This is a genomic window from Microbacterium sp. NPDC055665, assembly GCF_053618035.1.
This window is the reverse complement of the sequence record NZ_JBSHGY010000003.1, coordinates 253,724-272,464: the sequence shown is the minus strand read 5'-3', so window position 1 is coordinate 272,464 and position 18,741 is coordinate 253,724. Positions and strand designations below refer to the sequence as shown.

Genomic DNA, 18,741 nt, shown 5'->3' with positions numbered 1-18,741 from the left:
CTCGTCGTTGTCCGCTCGACGGTAGGCGCAGTGTTCGTGCCGAGGGATCGGGTTGACGGAACGGACCGGCGACGCTACGGGATTGCTCTCGTCGACGTCGTCGCACCTGAAGCCGATCAATCCGTGGAATCGGCGATCTTCGCTTCGATCGGCGCCCACCCGCTGTCGAGCAGCCGGAACCCTGCGTCGACGGTGCCGAGGGGGTCGTCGCTGTCGTTCACCAGCAGCTGCATCTGCAGCACGAACCGGGCGTAGACGCGGATCTCGGCCATCGGCTCGGCGAGACCGAGTTCGTCGGCGATGGCCTCGGCGAGGGCATCCTCGTGCCGGAGCCACATCTTCGCCGCGTAGTCGCGCAGTGCCGGGGTCTCGTTGAGGAAGCGCATGAAGATGCGCGTGACGTCGTTGCCGTGCTCATCGACGTTCGCGCGGAGCTCGGCGGCGTAGAAGTCGTGGATCGCCCGGTTGATCGTGGTGCCGGCCGGCCGGTCGCGCACGGCGGCCACCAGCCGGTCGCGCTGCTCGTCGTCCTCGTCGAAGACGAGGGCTTCCTTCTGTGGGAAGTGGGCGAAGACGGTGGTGGGGGAGACATCGGCGGCGTCGGCGACCTCGCGGATGCTCACGTTGTCGAAGCCGCGCTCGAGGAACATCATCGTCGCGACGTCGGAGATCGCCTTGCGGGTCGCGGCCTTCTTCCGTTCGCGGCGCCCGAGGGGCTCTGGGGTCGTCATGCTCCTCACTCTATCGTGAACCGACCACAAAACTGGCTTGACACCAAAACTGGTATCGCTACACTTTCGGTATGACTTCACCAAACATCCTCACGCGTCGGGAACAGAACCGCGCCTGGATCATGCTCATCGTGCTGACGATGCTGACCGTCATCGGGATGACGGTCGTCCTCCCCGTCCTGCCCTTCGTCGTGCTGCAGTACGTCTCCCACGAGAGCGATCTCGCCATCTGGGTGGGCGTGCTCGAGGCGATCAACGGACTCTGCGCCTTCCTGGCTGCTCCGTTCCTCGGGCGCCTCTCCGACCGCTTCGGCCGTCGACCCGTCATCATCGTGGCGGCGTTCGGAGCGGCCTTCTCGATGGCCTTGTTCGGCATCGGCGGTGCGATCTGGGTCCTCGTGCTCGCCCGGGTCATCCAGGGTCTGACGGCGGGCGACCTCCCGGCACTGTTCGCCTATCTCGCCGACATCACCCCACCCGAGCAGCGTGCCAAGCGCTTCGGCATCCTCGGCGCGCTCTCCGGCATCGGCACCATGATCGGTCCGGCGATCGGCGGACTCCTGGCCACCGTGAGCCTCCAGCTGCCCGTCTTCCTCACCGCCGCCGTCGCCCTCACGATCGCGATCCTCAGCATCTTCCTGCTCCCCGAGAGCCTCAAGCCCGGCAACAGGATCACCACGATCAGGCTGCGCGACGTGCAGCCGTTCGCCGTCTTCAAGGAGGCGTTCGGCCGCAAGGAGCTGCGCGGGCTGATGATCGGCTTCGGGCTGCTCGCCCTGCCGTTCGGGTTCTTCGTGAACAACTTCAGCGTGCTGGCCCTCGACTCGATCCAGTGGGGCCCGACCCAGATCGGCCTGCTGACCGCGGCCGTCGGCATCATCGACATCCTCATCCAGGGCGTGCTGCTGGGCATCCTGCTCCCGCGCATCGGTGAGCGCGGCGTGATCGTCAGCGGCATCATCGCGCAGATGATCGGTCTGGCCGCCCTCGCAGTCGTGGCATCGATCTTCGCCCAGCCGTGGGTGTTCATCGTGGGCGCCCTCATGCTCGCCGCGGGTCAGGGCGCGTCGCAGGCCGCGATGGACGGTGCGATGTCGAACGCCGTCGGCGACGACGAGCAGGGATGGCTCGGCGGTGCCACCCAGTCGCTGAACGCGGCCATGGGCACGGTCGCTCCGCTCATCGCGGGCGGTCTCTACGCGCTGGTCAGCCCCGCCGCCCCGTACTGGCTCGGCGTCGCGCTCATGATCGTCGCCGTGATCGTCGTCAGCCGCGCCCACATCGCGAACACCGCCAAGCGGCCGGCGCACGACACCACCGGCGGTGAGGTCGAGTTCGCGGATGCGGTGGGCTGACGGAGCAACTCGTCAGCGGAGTCGGACTGACCCGCGACGCGCGTCAGTCCGACTCCGGTGCGTTGGCCCCCGGGCGCGGGAGTTCCCGCAGTCGCGCGATCGCGGCGAGCAGTTCCGCCGGCGAGGTGCCGAGGTTCCCGAGCGCCGCGGCGGCCGCTGCGCTGAACCCGCCGGTGTCGATCGGGAGGCGGGCGACGTTCGTCACGAGTCCCTTCTCGTTCGTGACCCAGTTGCCGGCGGCGGCGTGCCAGGCGTGGGCGGTGAGCATCGTCGTCGTGGTTCCGCACAGCGACACGTAGGCGACGTCACCGGACTTCGCGCCCTTCAGGGCAGCGTTCAGCAGGAAGTCGACCTGCCAGAGGTTCGCGAGGAGCGCGCGCCGCAGAGCCTCCGGGTAAGGGGTCACGCGGCGGGCCAGATCGACCAGGAGCCCTTCCGGATCGCGCAGCGGCACGCTCGTGGCGACCTCACCGGCGTAGGCGACGTCGAGGAACCCGAGCGGATGCCCGGGCTGAGTGTGGAAGGCGAACTCACCCCTCGCCGCGCGGGCGCACTGCTCCGCCACGCGGTCCACGTCGCGGAGGATCAGGTCGACCGGCACGCCGTCGATGATCAGCCAGGCGCCGCCGTCGACCCATGGCCCCCATCCGCCGCGTTCGGCGACCTCCACGGGCGCACCCGTCCAGCCGCTCGCCACGCGCGCGACGCCGGCACGGTCGACGTCCGCGTCGACGTAGAGGCCCAGGTCGATGTCGGAGTCCGGGCGGTGTGTACCCCGAGCCCGGCTGCCTCCCAGCGCGACTGCCCGCACCCCGTGCACGGTGGTGAGTTCGTCGGCCATGGAGCGGAGGCGGTCTTCATCGAGCATGTCAGTCTTTCCCGCCGCCGCGCACGAGTTCGAGCCCGGCGCCGGCGAACTGCCGCAGCGTGGCATCCGGGAGGAACGCCCGCGTGAGCGCGCCGCCGATCCTCGTGAGGTCGCTCTCGTCGCGGAAAAGGAGGTACATGGTCTCGTAGCGCGGGTGGAACTTCTGCTTGAACCGGTGCAGCGAGCCGAAGCCGTAGACCGGCTCCAGGGCATCCGCGAGGCGGTCGCTCAGCGCGGCGATCACGCCGGCGTCCGGCGGATAGTCGTGGGCGAGGGGAGCGCCGGAGAGCGACATGATCTCGGCCCCCTCCTCGGAGAACTGCTTGGCGGAGGAGCCGATGAGGTACTCCATCACCGGGCCGAACCCACCGTCGCGGCGGCGCATCAGATCGAGGGTCCACCCGCGCACCGCGCCGTCGCCGCCGTACACGGGGAGCCACGAGAGGAAGCCGTCGACGTCGCCATTGGGGGCTATCGCCAGCGCGAGCCGCACCTCCGGGTCCTCCGCCTCATCGAGGGTGCCGAGGGTGAAGCGCATCTCCGGCAGATCCTTGTCGCCGACCCAAGCCTCGGAGATCGCCCGCAACTGCTGCTGCACGCCCCACGACTCGGATCTCAGATGCGTCATCCGGAAGGTCATGTCCTCGCGGCCGGCCTTGTTGAGCGAGGTCCGCACCGAGTTCCACCGCTTGCCCGTGAACTCGAGCCCCGGCAGGTCGACGATCGTGTCGTCGGCCACGACGATGCTGCGCCAGGTCGAGGGCACCGCAGCGCGCGTGGCCTCGTCGGCGCTGAAGAAACACGGCACGAGGCCGGCCTGCTCGGCGGTGCGGACGAACTCCGTCACCGCCTCGGCGCGAGCATCCGCCGGTCCGATCGGATCCGCCAGCGCCAGCGCGACGCCGTTGCGGCGCTGGTACGCGACGATGCCCCCGGCCACGCGCGCGTAGCTGTTGCCGTCCCAGGTCGTCATCCACGACAGCGTCCCTCCGCCATGCGTGCGCAGCTGTTTCTTCATGTCCTCCGTCGTGGGGGAGGGCTGGATGCCGAGCTTCGTCTGGCGTCGGGCCCCGAACGCCCGGCGCACCCGGATGAGGTAGACGAGCATGATCAACCAGAGGAATCCGTTCGCCAAGGCGAGCTCGGTCTCGCCGTCCCAGCGGAAGTCGACTTGCGCCTGGCTGAAGACCGTGATGAGGGCGAGCACGAGGGCCGCGACCAGGATGTTGAAGAGTCCGAGCAGCAGCGCGATCACCCACGTCCAGCGGCGGCCGCGGCGCAGGCCGTTGACGAGCACGAGGATCACGACGAGGTCGATCGCGAGGTCGATGAATCCTCCGGACGCGGGCTCGGTGGGACCGAACGGACCATCGGTGGGCAGGAGGGTCGTGATGATCTCGACCGCGCCGAGGACGAGGATCGCGACGACGGCGATCAGTCTCTGCTCGCGGACGGTCGTGCGCTGCACCCGCAGTGAGCGGTCGACAGCGAGGATCAGCAGCACCGCCAGCAGGTGCTCGAGGTCGGCCAGCTGGCCCCAGAAAAGCATCGCGATGAACACGAAGCCGAGCAGGATCAGCCAGCCGCGCACCCGCCAGGGTGGACGGAACAGTCCGACGGCGGCGGCGATGCAGGCCATGGTCCCACCGGATGCTCCGACGTCGAGCGCCTGCGCCTGGGTCGTGGCCCACTCCCAGGGGAACTGCGAAAGCACAAGGAGCAGCAGCGCGGTGGCGAAGATCGCGAACAGCTGACCGATCCAGTAGTAGGCGAGTGCCACGCGCGATCCGCGTCGGAACTCCAGGTATGCCATGCCCCAGAAGCCGGCGATCGTGAACAGGTAGACCCACGGCTGGTTCACGAAGAAGGTGCCGGTCAGCGGAGTCCACCACTTGCCGTCGGCGAGGTTCGGCAGGCCGTAGGCCACGGTCGGGAACAGCTTCGTGTCTTCGAACGGCGCCCAGAGCCCGTTCCAGGCCACGCCGACGACGAGGATCAGCAGCACCATGATCAGCGTCGCCGGGATGCGGCGGACGACGGCGACGGCCGGGTGGGGCGTGGGGGAGCGCTCCGCAGTCATGCGCTCAGCGTAGCGATGGGGTTCACGCGGCGGGAGTCGTGCGCCGCGGGACGTAGTGACTCCAGGCCGAACGGAAGCCGAAGCCGCCGAAGGTCATGAACCCCGCGGCGTACAGCAGCCCCAGGGTGACGCCGACGCCGACCGCCCACCCCAGGGCCCCGCCCGCGGCGACGACGGCACAGCCGACGAGCAGTCCGGCGACGCACGCGTTCACGACGATCAGCAGCATGACAGAGCTACCGAGGAGGATGCTCACGCTGCGGCGCCGGAGAAACGAGTAGGTCTGCTTCATCCCGGCCGGGTCGTCATACGTCGACGCCAGGAAGATCTCCTCGACCTGCGGATCGAGATCGACATAGGCGCCGCGGAGCCGGTTCATCGCGACGACGTACATCATGTCCTCCTCGGACACGTTCATCACGCGCACCTGCGTCATGAACCCGATGAGGGTGAGGAACGCGAGGATGGCGAGGGAAGCGCCGCCGAACCAGCCCGCGAAGCGTGACGCCTGGCCGAGGAGTCCGATCGTCACGAGCCCCGCCGACACCAGGGTGAGGAAGATCGTGATGCGCGTGAGCACCTCGCTCTGCGCCGTACTGCGTGCGGCGAGCAGCCCCCAGTGCTCGGTGGCGAGGATCTGCGCGCGCCGACCGAGCGCCGCATCCGATTCCGCGGGTACGGCGCGTGTGCCCTCGACCTCGTGGTCCGATACAGGTGCCGGTTCCGGCTCCGGCTCGTCCGGCGGTGAGCCAGCGCTCATACCGTCATTGTGCTCCGCGGGAGCGCTCGGCGACAGGGGGACAGCGTGCCGCTGCGCGCCGGGTGCTACTCGCCGCGCAGCACCCGGCGGAGGTCCGCGATCTCGTCGTTCGTCATGCCGCCGCTGCGCAGATAGCCGGCGACGTCGCCGTGGTTCGCGTCGATCCAGTCCAGGGCCGCCTCGATCGCCGAAGCAGGAGACTCGGTCGCGAGCGTCTTGAGCGCGGGAGTGAGGGGGACGCCGAGCGAGGTGATGAGCCCGGTGAGCGCTTCCGCGAAACCGAGAGCGAGGTTCTGCTCCGTCTGCGTGTAGTCCGCGACGATCGCGTCGCGTGGCACGTCGGCCACCGACAGCAGGATCGCTGCGGCGAGACCGGTGCGATCCTTGCCCGCGGTGCAGTGGAACAGCACTCCGGGGTGGTCGGTGCGAGAGGCGTCGAGCACGGTGCGCGCCACCGTCGCGAACTGCACGGCGCTGGCCTCGAGGATCGCCACGTACAGCCCCTCCAGCGTCGGCACCTGCTTGAGCACGTCGGCGACCTGGGTCACCGACAGGCTGGCGCCGGCCGTTGCGGGAAGCAGCTGCTTGACCATCTCGTCCATGGCCCCGCCCTGCATCGGCAGCGGCAGCAGGGTGACGCTGCCGTCTTCGGGAAGCCGGTCCGCCGCGCGGGAGCGCTCGCCATCGGTGCGCAGGTCGATCACGGTTCCGATCCGCAGGTCGACGAGTTCCTGCAGCCCCTCGTCGGTGAGCCCTGCGAGGGCGTCGGAGCGGAAGAGGAGGCCGGAGGCGAGCGTTCCTCCACCGGTGAGCGGGAGCCCGGAGAGCTCTCGAGCGTTGTGCGTCCCCTGCAGAATCGACGTCAGTTCCATGGTCGTCCGGGCCCTCTCCCTGATTTTGGTCTCAGCGTATCGGGAGCGCAGCCGAGACCCCGGCTTCTCGCCGAGACCCCCTCGTGTTGCGGTGCGCACCGCGGGGTGTCGGCGAGAGGCCGGGGTTTCGACAGTGTCAGAGGCGCGCGGACTCAGCCGTTGACGGCCTGATCGATCGCCTGCTCGAGGTCATCCCACTCCTGCAGCTCGACCTTCCGGCCGTCGACGAAGAACGACGGGGTGCTGCTCACCTCGAGCTTCTCGCCGTCGCTCTTGTCGGCCTGCACGCGCTCCGCGGTGGCGGGGTCGGCGATCGCGGCGTCGTACGCGTCCATGTCGAGGCCCAGGTCCTCGGCGAAGCCGCGGAACACCTCGGGGGTCTCCTCGGTCTGACCGCCCCACTGCGCCTGGGTCTCGAACAGCCGGTGGTACATGTCCTCGAATCGGTCCTGCTGTGCCGCGGCTTCGGCGGCGAGGGCGGCCTGCGTGGAGTTGATGTGTCCGGGCAGCGGGAAGTAGCGGACGACGTAGGTGATCTCGCCCTCGAACTTCCCGCGCAGCTCCTCGACGATCGGGTAGAACGCCCCGCACGCCTCGCACTCGAAGTCGAGGAACTCGACCACGGTGACGGCGCCCTCGCCGCCGTCGTCGAGCACATGCGAATCTGTGCGGACGGTCGGCCGCTCCTCGCCTTCGGGTGGCGCGGTGTTCGCCCTCTGGTTGAGGGCGAACACGATGCCGACGATCAGCAGCACGATGACGACGGCGATGGCGACCAGGGTCGCTTTGACAGAGTTCTTCATGGGGTCTCCAGACACAGGGGTACGACGGGGGTGGATGCCGCGTGAGGCGGCTCGGTGCACGCGTCGGAGATCAGGTGCGGGAGATCGAGAGCTGTGTGAGGGAGAGGGCGGGGACGACGGTGCGCGGGCCGGCGCGGCTCGGCGACGTCAGGCGGGGAATGCGGGTGCCGAGGGGCCGGGAGTCGCGGCCGCGGAGCCGGAGGAACAGCAGCACCAGCGCGACGCCGCACAGCACGGCGAGCACGCAGACGCCGAAGTCGGAGGAGAGCACGTCGATGGTCGTCGCACTGTCGGCGCCGTCGTCGGCGGCTGCGGTGCCGGCCGAGGGGGAGACGCCGGACGCGAGGCAGAGGGAGGCGTGCACATCGGCCGGTCCGTGGGAGCTGGACCAGGCGCCGATCACGAGCAGGAGCGCGAGGCCGACGGCGGTGATCGCGCGGGCGATCAGCATCCGGTCAGCCCGCGCTCGCGGCATCCGATCCAGCGATGAGGGCAGCATTTCCCGCGCAGTCTAGCAACGGCGCCTCTGTCTCTCCGGGGCCGGGCCGGCGCTGACACGCCTACACTGGAAGGGTGGCGAGACTACTGATCGTCGGCGGCTTCCTCGCCGCCGTGTTCTGGGTGTACAGCATCGTCGATTGCGCAGTGCAGCCGGCGACGCGGCACCGGGGTGTGTCCAAGGCCGCCTGGATCGCGATCGTGGTGCTCCTCCCCGTGATCGGTGGGATCCTCTGGTTCGTGATCGGCCGGCGCCGTGCGAACGACAGCGGTGTGCGCCCCGTCATCGCCCCGGATGACGACCCGGCGTTCCTCCGCAGCATCAGCAAGACCGAGCAGGATGCGCGCATCCGCCGCCTCGAAGAGGAGCTCGCCCGTCTGGACGAGGAGACCGACGAGCCTCCCGCCTCGGACCCGCGCCCGTGACGTCGTCGCCGGCGATGGATGCCGCGGCGTCCCTGCTCGCCGACCTCGTCGCGCACGGTGTGCGCGACATCGTGCTGTCCCCGGGGTCGCGATCGCAGGCGCTCGCGCTCGCCGCCGCGCGCTTCGCCGACGACGGGCACGTGCGGTTGCACGTGCGCATCGATGAACGGGTCGCCGGTTTCACCGCGCTCGGGATCGCCCGGGAGACGGGTGTGCCCGCCGCGGTGATCTGCACTTCGGGCACGGCCGTCGCCAACCTGCTTCCGGCGGTACTGGAGGCGTTCCACTCCGGTGTGCCGCTGCTGCTGCTGACCGCCGATCGCCCACCCGAGCTGCGCGGGGTCGGCGCGAATCAGGCGACGCTCCAGGACGGCCTCTTCCATCCCTGGGTGCGTGACCAAGTGGATGCACCCGTGCCGGGGGAGGGCGAATGGGCAGGACTCGCCGAGCGCGCCGTGACGGCCGCGATGGGTGTGCGCCAGGTCGACGGTGCACTGCCCGGCGTCGCAGGACCCGTGCACCTGAACCTCCCCGCCAGAGAGCCGCTCTCGGGCACGCTCTCCGCGGTCACCGTCACCCCCGGCGAGGCGCCGGCTCAACCCGCCGCCGAGCCGTTCGAACTCGATCGTGGTCCGCGCACGGTCGTGATCGCCGGCGCCGATGCGGGCGCCGACGCCGAGGAGATCGCCTACACGGGCGGCTGGCCTTTGATCGCGGAGATCGTCAGCGGTGCGCGGTTCGGGCGACAGCTCGTGCACGGCTACCGCCGGCTGCTGTCGCGCGAAGAACTCGGCGGTCGCGTCGAACGCGTCATCGTGCTCGGGCATCCGACGTTGAGCCGTGAGGCGGCAGCCCTCCTCTCGCGCGCGGATGTCGACGTGATCGCGGTGCGCCGCGGAGGGGAGGAGCTGAACCTCAACCACCGCACCCGTGCCGTCGGCGCCGTGTCCGTCGCCCCCGGGCCCGCTGACCGTGCCTGGCTCGGCGAATGGCTTCAGGCCTCGGCCGCCGAGGTCGTCGACCTGAGCGAGAACGCGCCCGACCCCGACGGGCTGGCCTCCACGGACTTCGCCGCCCGCAGAGAAGCCGTCAGAGCCGAGCTCGATGCCGTCCGTCGTCCGCTCGACCGCGCGCTCCTGGTCGATGCCGTGTGGCGGGCGACCTGGCCCCACGACCGGCTCGTGTTCGGTTCGTCGCGGCTCGTGCGCGTGGCCGACCAGGTGCTCGGCGGCAAGAAGGTGCCCGTGCACGCCAACCGCGGGCTCGCCGGGATCGACGGCACGATCGCGACGGCGACCGGCATCGCGCTCGCCAGCCAGGCGGCCGGAGCCCCCGGGGTGACGAGGGTGCTGCTGGGCGACCTCGCCTTCCTGCACGACGTCGGTGCGCTGCTGCTGCCTCCGGATGAGACCGAGCCCCGGCTCCAGGTCATCGTCGGCAACGACGGCGGCGGCACCATCTTCGATTCCTTGGAGGTCGCAGGGTCCGCGCGTCCTGCCGACCTCGATCGAGCGTTCTACACCCCGCACACCGTGCGCCTGGAGCAGCTCGCCCTGGCCTACGGGTGGGAGTACCAGCGGGTCACCACCCGCACCGCGCTCGACCAGGCGCTGACCTCCCCGCGCGGTGGCCGCCAGATCATCGAGGTCCCGCTGCCGCGTTGACTGGCAGTATGTGCGTATGGACGCGCACACCTGGACGCAGACGCTGCGAGTGGGCGAGGGATTCCGCCTCGCCGACCTCGACCCCGACACCAAGCCCGGATACGTCGGCGGCAAGTCGCACGGCGCCCGCGACCTCGCGGCAGGGCTCGAGAAGCTGAACGACCTGCAGGAGCGGTTGTTCGCCGAGAGCCGGGTCGGAGAGGCGAACGACGCCGTCCTGCTGGTGCTGCAGGCGATGGACTCGGCGGGCAAGGGCGGCATCGTGCGGCACGTCGTCGGCGGCGTCGACCCGCAGGGCGTCGCGCTCGCTGCGTTCAAGGCGCCCACGCCCGAGGAGCGCAGCCACGACTTCCTCTGGCGCGTCGAGAAGCGTCTGCCCGAGCCGGGCTTCATCGGCGTCTTCGACCGCTCCCACTATGAAGACGTCCTGATCGGGAAGGTCCGCGAGCTGGCGGACGGCCCGGAGATCGAGCGCCGCTACGACGCCATCAACGAGTTCGAGGCCCGTGTCGCGGCATCCGGCACCCGCATCATCAAGGTCATGCTGCACATCTCGCCGGAGGAGCAGAAGGAGCGGCTCATGGAGCGGCTCGACCGCCCCGACAAGCACTGGAAGTACAACCCCGGCGATGTCGACGAGCGGATGCTGTGGCCGCAGTACATGCAGGCGTACCAGACCGTTTTCGACCGGACCTCCACCGAGGTCGCTCCGTGGCACGTCATCCCGGCGAACGCCAAGTGGTACGCCCGCCTCGCGGTGCAGGAGCTGCTGCTCGCGGCGCTCGAGGACATCGATCCGCAGTGGCCGGTCGCCGACTTCGACGTCGAGGCCGAGAAGAAGCGTCTCGCCGCGAGCTGAGCAGGCTCAGGCCAGCGCGTCGACCAGTGGCCGGAATTTGACCCGCGTCTCGAGCAGCTCGCTCTCGGGGTCGGAGCCCGCGACGATCCCGGCGCCGGCGTAGGCGGTCACCCCGATCTCGCCCGAGCCCGCCGTGAACTGGGCGCAGCGCAGGGCGATCGCCCACTCGCCGTTGCCCGCGGCGTCCACCCAGCCGACCGGGCCGGCGTAGCGTCCGCGGTCGAAGGGCTCGAGGTCCCGGATGGCGGCGATGGCCGCAGGGGTCGGAGTGCCGGCGACAGCGGCGGTCGGATGCAGCACCTGCACCAGGTCGAGCGCCGACTCGCCGTCTGCGAGCTCGCCCTCGACATCGGTCGCGAGGTGGAAGAGGTTCGGCAGCTTCAGCAGGAACGGCTGCTCGCTGGCGGCCAACGCCCGGGTGTGGGAGCGCAGGGAGGCGAGCACGCTCTGCACCGCGTACTGGTGCTCGTCGAGATCTTTCGTGCTCGAGGCGAGGTGGGAGGATGCCGCGGTGTCGGCATCCGCGTCCGCCCCGCGGCCGATGGTGCCGGCGAGCACACGAGCGGTCACCGTGCCGTCGTGCACCGTGACGAGGGTCTCCGGGCTCGCGCCGATCAGCCCGTCCACCGCGAAGGCCCAGGTGTCGGGGTAGCCGGTCGACAGAGCGCGCACGAGTCGGCGCAGGTCCGACCCCGAAGGGATGCTGCCGGTGAGGTCGCGCGCCAGCACGACCTTGCTCAGCTCCCCGTCGGCGATGCGGGTGAGGGCTCGGCGCACCGAGTCCTGGTATCCCTGCGGGCTCTGGGCTCCCGGTCCCACGGTGCCGGCCCAGTGCGGGCCGTACGGCTGCGTGGCGAACGCCTCGTCGGCGGCGGGCGATCCGGCGAGACGGATGCGGGTCTCCCAGAAGCGATCGCCGTGACGCCCGAGCACCTGACTCGGCACGACGAGCACACTGTCTGCTGCCGATTCCTCGTCGAAGGCGAACGCGCCGAACGCCACCAGCCCGCTGCCGGGCAGGCCCACGGGGTCGGAGATCTCGGCCTGGGCGGTCATCTCGCGCCAGAGGGCCGCGAGCACGGCGGTGCGTGACTCTCCGGCGCCCGCAGGAGGGCGGACCTCGGCCACCGGTTCCCCCACCGCGACGATGCCGTCTCCGCGCCGCAGCCAGGCGAGCGGGCGGGCGGGATCCGCGTAGGCGAGGAGGTCTTCGACCGGGTCGATCTCTCGGGTCTCCACGACCAGGTGGGTGGTGTGCACGCATCCAGCCTATGCCGCACAGGAGCCACGGATTCGCGCCGTCGTAGGGTGAACGGATGAGCGACGCACGCCCCGCACCCGGCACCGAGATGGTCTTCCAGTGGCGCAAGTGGGATGGGTCGCCGCACTGGCGGCACGAGTGCGTGTATCTCGGCGCCGACGAGTGGGGCGACTGGATCGGGCAGCCGGTGGGCTGGCACAGCTTCCGGCCGGGCGCCGAGTTCCATGCCGGAGGGCCCAACGTCACGCTCGTCCCGGCGAGCGGCGATCACGCCGTGACGGTGAACCGTCGCCACCGCCGCGGCATGCGCATCTACATCGACCTCGGTTGGGACATCCACTGGTCCGACGACCCGCTCCTCGCGACCGGCATCGACATGGACCTCGATGTCGTGCGCGTGGCCGGCGCCCGCGGCACCTGGGTCGACGACCGTGACGAGTGGGCGGAGCACAGCGCCCGCTATGGCTATCCGGCCGACGTCATGGAGCACCTCGAGACGCTCGCGCTCGACCTCGAGGCACGGGTCCGCGCGCAGGTCGCCCCGTTCGACGATGCCACCGCCGATCCGTGGCTCGACCGCCTCGAAGCCCTGGGCCTCGCGCCTAGACTGAACGCGTGACTTCGAACGAGAAGAACCGCGCCGATCTCGGCAAGGACCCCGCCCGCGTCAGCGGCATGTTCGACCAGGTCGCGGCCGGGTATGACCGCACGAACACGGCCATGACGTTCGGCAACGACGTGCTGTGGCGCGCGGCGACCACCCGTGCGGTCGCACCGAAGCCGGGGGAGCGGATCCTCGATCTCGGCGCCGGCACCGCGTCGTCGTCGGCGTCTCTCGCGCGGAGCGGTGCCGAGGTGGTCGCGGCCGACTTCTCGCCCGGGATGCTGGCCGAGGGGGAGCGCCGGCACGGAGCGATGCGCAACCTGTCCTTCGTGCAGGCGGATGCCACGGCGCTGCCGTTCGCGGACGGCGAGTTCGATGCGGTCACGATGTCGTATGCGCTGCGCAACGTCAACGACCCGAAGAAGGCGCTGAGTGAGTTGTACCGGGTGACCAAGCCCGGCGGCCGGCTCGTGATCAACGAGTTCTCCACGCCCCCCGGCAAGCTGTTCCGCGGTGCGTACCGTTTCTACAACGCGCAGGTGCTGCCCCGGGTCGCCCGGGTGGCGGGCACCAACGGCGACGCGTACGACTACCTGAACGAGTCGATCCGCGAGTGGCCCGACCAGAAGAAGCTGTCGGCTTGGATCCGCGAAGCGGGCTGGAGCGATGTGGCCTACCGCAACCTCACGTTCGGCATCGTGGCGCTGCACCGAGCGCGCAAGCCCGCGTGAGCGCCTCGCACGCAACTGCGGCATCCCGGCGCAGGTAGGCTGGGACCGTGACTTCGAGCCCCATCGCCCCGGGTTCGCGGCTGGCGAGCCGTCTGGGGTTCAGCGACCGCGTCTTCATCGGCCCTGCCGCACGCAAGGTCGCCCGCGCGATCGAAGACGGCCTCGAGCTCGTCGAGACCGGCCTCGCGCAAGACGTCCGCGTCGCCGACCCGTTGGCGGATGCCGCCAGCCGCTATCTCTACGAGGCGGGTGGCAAGCGCATCCGCCCGGTGCTCACGCTCCTCGCCGCTCAACTCGGTGACGGCAACACCTCCGAGGTGATCGATGTCGCCAAGGCGCTGGAGATCACCCACCTGGGCTCGCTCTATCACGATGACGTCATGGACGGCGCCGACCGCCGGCGTGGCGTGCCGGCGGCGCATGCGGTGTGGGGCAACAACATCGCCATCCTCACGGGCGACATCCTCTTCTCCCGCGCCAGCCAGCTGATGTCCCGGCTCGGTGAACGCGCGATCCGGCTCCAGGCCGACACGTTCGAGCGCCTGGTCCTCGGTCAGATGCACGAGACCCTCGGTCCGCAGCAGGATGACGACCCGATCGCGTTCTACATCCAGGTGCTCGCCGACAAGACCGGCTCGCTCATCGCCGCCGCCACGCAGGGCGGTGTGATCTTCTCCAACGCGCCGAGCGAGTACGAGGAGCCGCTGCGCGTGTACGGCGAGAAGATCGGCGTCGCGTTCCAGCTGCTCGACGATGTGATCGACCTGTCGGCCAAGCCCGAAGAGACCGGAAAGGTGCCCGGCACCGATCTCCGCGCCGGCGTCCCGACCATGCCGTACCTGCTGTTGAAGGCCGAGCACGATGACGCCGCCGTCGACCTCGCCGCGCGCATCGACGACGGGGTGGCCCTCATCGCCGATGGCGCAGACCCGTCGATCCTCGACGGCCCCCTCGACGAGCTGCGCGATCACCTGGTGACGCAGAAGACCCTCGAGCTCGCGCACGCGTGGACGCGGGATGCCGTCGATGCGCTCGCACCGCTGCCGCGTGGCACCGTGCGCGAGGCACTGACCCGATTCGCAGAGACCCTCGCCGAACGCTCCAGCTGACTGCTCGCGGCCTTCGGGTCGCGCGCCGGCTGTGTCGGCAGATGAAAGGACCTCCCATGACCAAGCTCAGACTGGCCATCGTCGGTGCGGGCCCCGCCGGCATCTATGCTGCGGACATCCTGCTGAAGGCCGAGCGCAAGTTCGACGTCTCGATCGACCTCTTCGAGCAGCTCCCTGCTCCGTACGGACTCGTCCGCTACGGAGTCGCCCCCGATCACCCCCGCATCAAGGGCATCGTCAACGCGCTGCGAGACGTGCTCGACCGTGGGGACATCCGCCTGTTCGGCAACGTGCGCTTCGGTGAGGACATCACCCTCGACGACCTGAAGAAGCACTACAACGCCGTCATCTTCGCGACCGGAGCCATCCGCGACACGTCGCTGGACATCCCCGGGATCGATGCCGTCGCCTCCTACGGCGCCGCGGACTACGTCAGCTGGTTCGACGGACACCCCGACGTGCCGCGCGAGTGGCCGCTGGATGCCGCATCCGTCGGAGTGCTCGGCAACGGCAACGTGGCGCTCGACGTCGCGCGCATGCTCGCCAAACACGCCGAGGACCTGCTCGTCACCGAGGTGCCGGCCAACGTCTACGAGGGCCTCAAGGCCAGCGAGATCACCGACGTGCACGTCTTCGGCCGCCGCGGTCCCGCGCAGGTCAAGTTCACGCCGCTCGAGCTCCGCGAGCTCGGTGAGCTGCGCGATGTCGACATGGTCGTCTACGACGAGGACTTCGACTACGACGAGGCGGCGAAGGATGCCGTCGCCAGCAACAAGCAGGTCATGGTCATCGACCGCATCCTGCAGTCCTGGCGCAAGCGCGACTCGGTCAACAACGCCGGGGGAACGGCCTCGCGCCGTCTGCACCTGCACTTCTGGGCGCGGCCGGTCGAGGTGCGCAAGGACGAGAACGGTCGCGTCGCGGCACTGGTCTATGAGCGCACGCAGCCGGACGGTCAGGGCGGTGCGGTGGGAACCGGCGAGCTGCGCGAAGTGCCGATCCAGGCGCTGTACCGCGCGATCGGGTACTTCGGCTCGCCGTTGCCCGGCGTGCCCTTCGACAAGAAGCACGGTGTGATCCCGAACCGCGAGGGTCAGGTGCTCGCGAAGGACTCGAACGAGCGCGTCCCCGGCATCTATGCCACCGGATGGATCAAGCGCGGCCCGGTGGGTCTGATCGGTCACACCAAGTCCGACGCGATGGAGACCGTGCGGCACATCATCAACGACCAGGGCTCCTGGTGGCACCCGGAGGATCCCTCCGAGGAGTCCATCGTCGAACTGCTGCAGGAACGCGGCGTCCGCTGGACCGACCTGGACGGATGGCACCGTCTCGACGAGCATGAGATCTCCCTCGGGGCGCCCGAGGAGCGCGCCCGCGTCAAGGTGGTCCCGCGCGACGAGATGGTGCGCGTCTCCCGCGGCGAGTAGGCGGTTCGCCTCCGCTGCCCGGGGAATCGTCGGCTAGCCTGGCGACGACGGGGGAGGCAGGCATGACCGAATGGGTCCCGGATGTGCTCGGGGATGAGTTCCAGCAGCTGACCCTCGAACTCGGCACAGACGAGCAGGGTCCGGTGGTGGCGACCCTCGTCCGCGCGTTTCCTGCCGAGCCGGACCTCTGGAAACGCATCCGCGGTCGATGGCCGCTGCTCGACGGCGTCGACGTGCTCTACGTGCACGGCTGGTCCGACTACTTCTTCCAGAAGCGGCTCGCGCGTTTCTGGACCTCGCGCGGGGCCCGCTTCTTCGCTCTCGATCTCCGAAAGTACGGCCGCAGCCTTCGCGACGGGCAGACGCCGGGGTACGTCGCCGACCTCGCCACGTACGACGAAGACATCGGTGCGGCACTGGACGCCATGGGGCGAGGCGAGGGCGGCGCCGAGTCTTCGCGGCGCCTGGTGCTGCTCGGGCATTCGACCGGCGGGCTCATCCTCAGTCTCTGGGCTTCACGCCACGCCGGTGCGGCGGATGCCGTGATCCTGAACAGCCCCTGGCTGGAGTTCCAGTTCGCGCCGGCGCGCGCGGCGATCGCCCCCATGGTGGAGCTGCAGGCGCGGATCCGACCGATGGAGGCGGCGCCGCAGGTCGATCTCGGTTTCTACACCCGTGCACAGCAGGAGGTCGCCGACCCGGATGATCCGATGGAGGTGAATCCACTCTGGCGCCCGGCACAGACCATGGCCGTGTACGCGGGCTGGCTGCACGCGATCCTCTCCGGACACAAGACCGTGGCGGCAGGGTTGGCGATCACCTCTCCGGTGTGCGTGCTGCTCTCTTCCCGGTTCGTGCCCCCGACGCGGTGGTCGGAAGAGCTCACCGCCGCTGATTCCGTGCTCGTCGTCGACGACATCGCGCGCGCGGCGCTGCGTCTCGGGACGAGCGTCACGGTGGAGCGCATCGACGGTGCGCTGCACGACGTCTTCCTCTCGCGCCATGACGCGCGCGAAGATGCTTATCGACGCCTCGAGCGCTGGGTCACGGGCTGGCGAGCGGCGACCTGAGCTCGCGTCACAGGTAGTACATCGTCCGGACGAGGCGCTCCGCTTCGTCGCCGTCCCCACTGCGGACAGCTGCGGCGAAGGCGACGTACACATCGCGCATGCGGGCGTGGTCAGCCCGGGGAACGACCCAGTCGCGGAGGTTGCGGAACAGGACCATGCTCGCGTCTTCCATCAGCGTGCGATGCTGCGCGTTGCCGCTCCGATCCCCGAGATACGAGAACACGGCCCATCGGGCGTCCGAAGTCGTCTCCGCCTTCTCGAGGGATGCGTGCATCCCGGCGACGAGACGGACCACGTGATCGCGTTGCGCGTCGCTGATCCGCGGCACGGCCAGCCGCGCGGCGATCCCCGCCTGGTACCCGGCGAACTCGAGGGACTGCGCGATCGTCTCCGAGGTCACCTCGGTCACCTCGGTGTACCGGCTCGGATACATCGTCACCATCCCCAGCCGCTCCAGACGCTGAAGCGCTTCGCGGACGGGTGTTCGCGACACGTGCAGCTCCTCGGCCACGTCGACGTCGCGGATGCGTTCGCCGGCCTCGAGCGTGCCCTCGATGATCTGTCTGCCCAGGTGGTGGAACACCTCTTCGGCCAGAAGCTGCTTGCTCTCGCCGACACTCGTCGATCCGATAATGCTCATGGACCTGCCCCCAGTTGCCCTTCATTTCCCGAGCATCCCCATGATTCGCCCCGGGTGGGCCACCACATCATGAGTCGCGTCGGTTCCCAACACGATCTACGCCTGTCGTCGCGTGTGGGGGCACACGGCTGTCGGCGACCTTTCCAGTCTTGGCCACTCAGGCCCATATTCCGGTATGCGATCCTACTGCTCCGCCCTGGAAGACCGAAGTCGCGCCCGTGAGCAGACGAAAGGCCCCACTCGGTCGTGCGCCGAGTGGGGCCTTTCGTCGTGCAGGTGGGAGGCCCGCCTAGCGGTAGTTGATGAACTGCAGATCGAGATCGAGGTCGGCGCCCTTCAGAAGGGCGATGACCGACTGCAGGTCGTCGCGGCTCTTGGACTGCACGCGCAGTTCGTCGCCCTGGATCTGGCTCTTGACGCCCTTGGGGCCCTCGTCGCGGATGATCTTGTTGATCTTCTTCGCGTTCTCCGAGGAGATGCCGTCCTTGAGCGTCGAGACGATGCGGAACTCCTTGCCGCTGGCGAACGGGTCGCCCGACTCGAGGCTCTTCAGCGAGATGCCGCGCTTGATGAGCTTGGACTGGAACACGTCGAGCACGGCCTTCGCCCGCTCCTCGGTGTTCGCGATGATGAGGATGCTCTCGCCGCTCCAGGCGATCGACGCGCCGGTGCCCTTGAAGTCGTAGCGCTGCTCGATCTCCTTGCGGGCCTGGTTCAGGGCGTTCTCGGCCTCCTGATGATCGACTTTCGAGACGATGTCAAATGAGCTGTCAGCCATGGTTTCATCCTACTCAGGGGCTGAGCGCGTACACATTGTCGGAGATCCTGGTCGCTCCGTGGAAGCGTTTCCAGGCCGTACACCTCCAGGCCTCCCGGTCACGGCTTGATATCGACGCCTCCCTTCATTGCGAAAATCCCCGGATCCGATGCATACTGTAAGCGCTTGCAGTCTGTGCAGGCCACCAGCACCGAGAGAGGCA

Annotated in this window: 19 protein-coding genes; 9 read left to right on the top strand and 10 right to left on the bottom strand. The window is 69.4% G+C overall.

What is annotated here, in order from left to right:
• Positions 1-116: 116 nt before the first annotated feature.
• Positions 117-731, bottom strand: coding sequence for a TetR/AcrR family transcriptional regulator (locus tag ACWGO6_RS10635; protein WP_452326670.1), 615 nt, complete (start codon positions 729-731; stop codon positions 117-119).
• Positions 732-802: 71 nt separating this feature from the next.
• Here ACWGO6_RS10635 and tet(42) point away from each other — a divergent pair, with 71 nt between their 5' ends.
• Positions 803-2,086: a tetracycline efflux MFS transporter Tet(42) gene (gene tet(42) / locus ACWGO6_RS10630; RefSeq protein WP_452326669.1), complete on the top strand. Its 1,284-nt coding sequence runs from the start codon at positions 803-805 to the stop codon at positions 2,084-2,086.
• A gap of 43 nt (positions 2,087-2,129) precedes the next feature.
• Here the strand turns inward: tet(42) and ACWGO6_RS10625 are convergent, their stop codons facing one another.
• The 6 genes from ACWGO6_RS10625 to ACWGO6_RS10600 form a co-directional block, all read right to left on the bottom strand.
• Complete coding sequence (locus ACWGO6_RS10625; protein WP_452326668.1) at positions 2,130-2,954, bottom strand: nucleotidyltransferase domain-containing protein; 825 nt, start codon at positions 2,952-2,954, stop codon at positions 2,130-2,132.
• 1 nt (position 2,955) lies between these two features.
• A complete protein-coding gene (locus tag ACWGO6_RS10620; RefSeq protein WP_452326667.1) occupies positions 2,956-5,034 on the bottom strand; it encodes a bifunctional lysylphosphatidylglycerol flippase/synthetase MprF in 2,079 nt (692 codons plus the stop codon).
• Between the two features lie 22 nt (positions 5,035-5,056).
• Positions 5,057-5,794, bottom strand: coding sequence for a hypothetical protein (locus ACWGO6_RS10615; protein WP_136041336.1), 738 nt, complete (start codon positions 5,792-5,794; stop codon positions 5,057-5,059).
• A gap of 65 nt (positions 5,795-5,859) precedes the next feature.
• The gene (locus ACWGO6_RS10610; protein ID WP_452326666.1) at positions 5,860-6,666 is read right to left on the bottom strand and encodes a tyrosine-protein phosphatase; all 807 of its coding nucleotides are present in this window, start codon (positions 6,664-6,666) and stop codon (positions 5,860-5,862) included.
• 152 nt (positions 6,667-6,818) lie between these two features.
• Complete coding sequence (locus ACWGO6_RS10605; protein WP_452326665.1) at positions 6,819-7,469, bottom strand: DsbA family protein; 651 nt, start codon at positions 7,467-7,469, stop codon at positions 6,819-6,821.
• Positions 7,470-7,539: 70 nt separating this feature from the next.
• Positions 7,540-7,968, bottom strand: coding sequence for a hypothetical protein (locus ACWGO6_RS10600; protein ID WP_240745016.1), 429 nt, complete (start codon positions 7,966-7,968; stop codon positions 7,540-7,542).
• Positions 7,969-8,042: 74 nt separating this feature from the next.
• Here ACWGO6_RS10600 and ACWGO6_RS10595 point away from each other — a divergent pair, with 74 nt between their 5' ends.
• The 3 genes from ACWGO6_RS10595 to ACWGO6_RS10585 are packed head-to-tail and all read left to right on the top strand — an operon-like array spanning position 8,043 to position 10,916.
• Positions 8,043-8,393: a PLD nuclease N-terminal domain-containing protein gene (locus ACWGO6_RS10595; protein WP_136041333.1), complete on the top strand. Its 351-nt coding sequence runs from the start codon at positions 8,043-8,045 to the stop codon at positions 8,391-8,393.
• 14 nt (positions 8,394-8,407) lie between these two features.
• Positions 8,408-10,057 carry a 2-succinyl-5-enolpyruvyl-6-hydroxy-3-cyclohexene-1-carboxylic-acid synthase gene (menD, locus tag ACWGO6_RS10590; RefSeq protein ID WP_452326794.1) on the top strand — a complete coding sequence of 550 codons (1,650 nt, stop codon included), beginning with the start codon at positions 8,408-8,410 and terminating at the stop codon, positions 10,055-10,057.
• A gap of 16 nt (positions 10,058-10,073) precedes the next feature.
• Positions 10,074-10,916 (top strand): PPK2 family polyphosphate kinase, encoded by an 843-nt coding sequence (locus ACWGO6_RS10585; RefSeq protein ID WP_136041332.1) that lies wholly within the window; start codon positions 10,074-10,076, stop codon positions 10,914-10,916.
• 6 nt (positions 10,917-10,922) lie between these two features.
• On the opposite strand, the gene ACWGO6_RS10580 is transcribed toward ACWGO6_RS10585, so the two are convergent.
• A complete protein-coding gene (locus tag ACWGO6_RS10580; protein WP_452326664.1) occupies positions 10,923-12,176 on the bottom strand; it encodes an isochorismate synthase in 1,254 nt (417 codons plus the stop codon).
• A gap of 56 nt (positions 12,177-12,232) precedes the next feature.
• Between ACWGO6_RS10580 and ACWGO6_RS10575 the strand changes: the two genes are divergently transcribed.
• The 5 genes from ACWGO6_RS10575 to ACWGO6_RS10555 all read left to right on the top strand — a co-directional run bounded on the left by ACWGO6_RS10575 (position 12,233) and on the right by ACWGO6_RS10555 (position 17,121).
• Positions 12,233-12,796: a hypothetical protein gene (locus ACWGO6_RS10575; protein WP_452326663.1), complete on the top strand. Its 564-nt coding sequence runs from the start codon at positions 12,233-12,235 to the stop codon at positions 12,794-12,796.
• The gene (locus ACWGO6_RS10570) at positions 12,793-13,512 is read left to right on the top strand and encodes a class I SAM-dependent methyltransferase (RefSeq protein WP_136041329.1); all 720 of its coding nucleotides are present in this window, start codon (positions 12,793-12,795) and stop codon (positions 13,510-13,512) included. The genes ACWGO6_RS10575 and ACWGO6_RS10570 overlap by 4 nt, the downstream gene beginning before the upstream one ends.
• A 47-nt stretch (positions 13,513-13,559) precedes the next feature.
• A complete protein-coding gene (locus tag ACWGO6_RS10565; RefSeq protein ID WP_136041328.1) occupies positions 13,560-14,621 on the top strand; it encodes a polyprenyl synthetase family protein in 1,062 nt (353 codons plus the stop codon).
• Between the two features lie 56 nt (positions 14,622-14,677).
• Positions 14,678-16,051, top strand: coding sequence for an FAD-dependent oxidoreductase (locus ACWGO6_RS10560; protein WP_452326662.1), 1,374 nt, complete (start codon positions 14,678-14,680; stop codon positions 16,049-16,051).
• A 62-nt stretch (positions 16,052-16,113) separates the two neighbouring features.
• On the top strand, positions 16,114-17,121 hold the full coding sequence (locus tag ACWGO6_RS10555) for an alpha/beta hydrolase (RefSeq protein WP_452326661.1): 1,008 nt from the start codon (positions 16,114-16,116) through the stop codon (positions 17,119-17,121).
• A gap of 7 nt (positions 17,122-17,128) precedes the next feature.
• Here ACWGO6_RS10555 and ACWGO6_RS10550 read toward each other — a convergent pair whose 3' ends face one another.
• Both ACWGO6_RS10550 and ACWGO6_RS10545 read right to left on the bottom strand, forming a co-directional pair.
• Complete coding sequence (locus tag ACWGO6_RS10550) at positions 17,129-17,761, bottom strand: GntR family transcriptional regulator (protein ID WP_452326660.1); 633 nt, start codon at positions 17,759-17,761, stop codon at positions 17,129-17,131.
• A gap of 289 nt (positions 17,762-18,050) precedes the next feature.
• Positions 18,051-18,539, bottom strand: a complete 489-nt coding sequence (locus ACWGO6_RS10545) for a YajQ family cyclic di-GMP-binding protein (protein WP_017829222.1) — start codon at positions 18,537-18,539, stop codon at positions 18,051-18,053.
• Between the last annotated feature and the right edge of the window lie 202 nt (positions 18,540-18,741).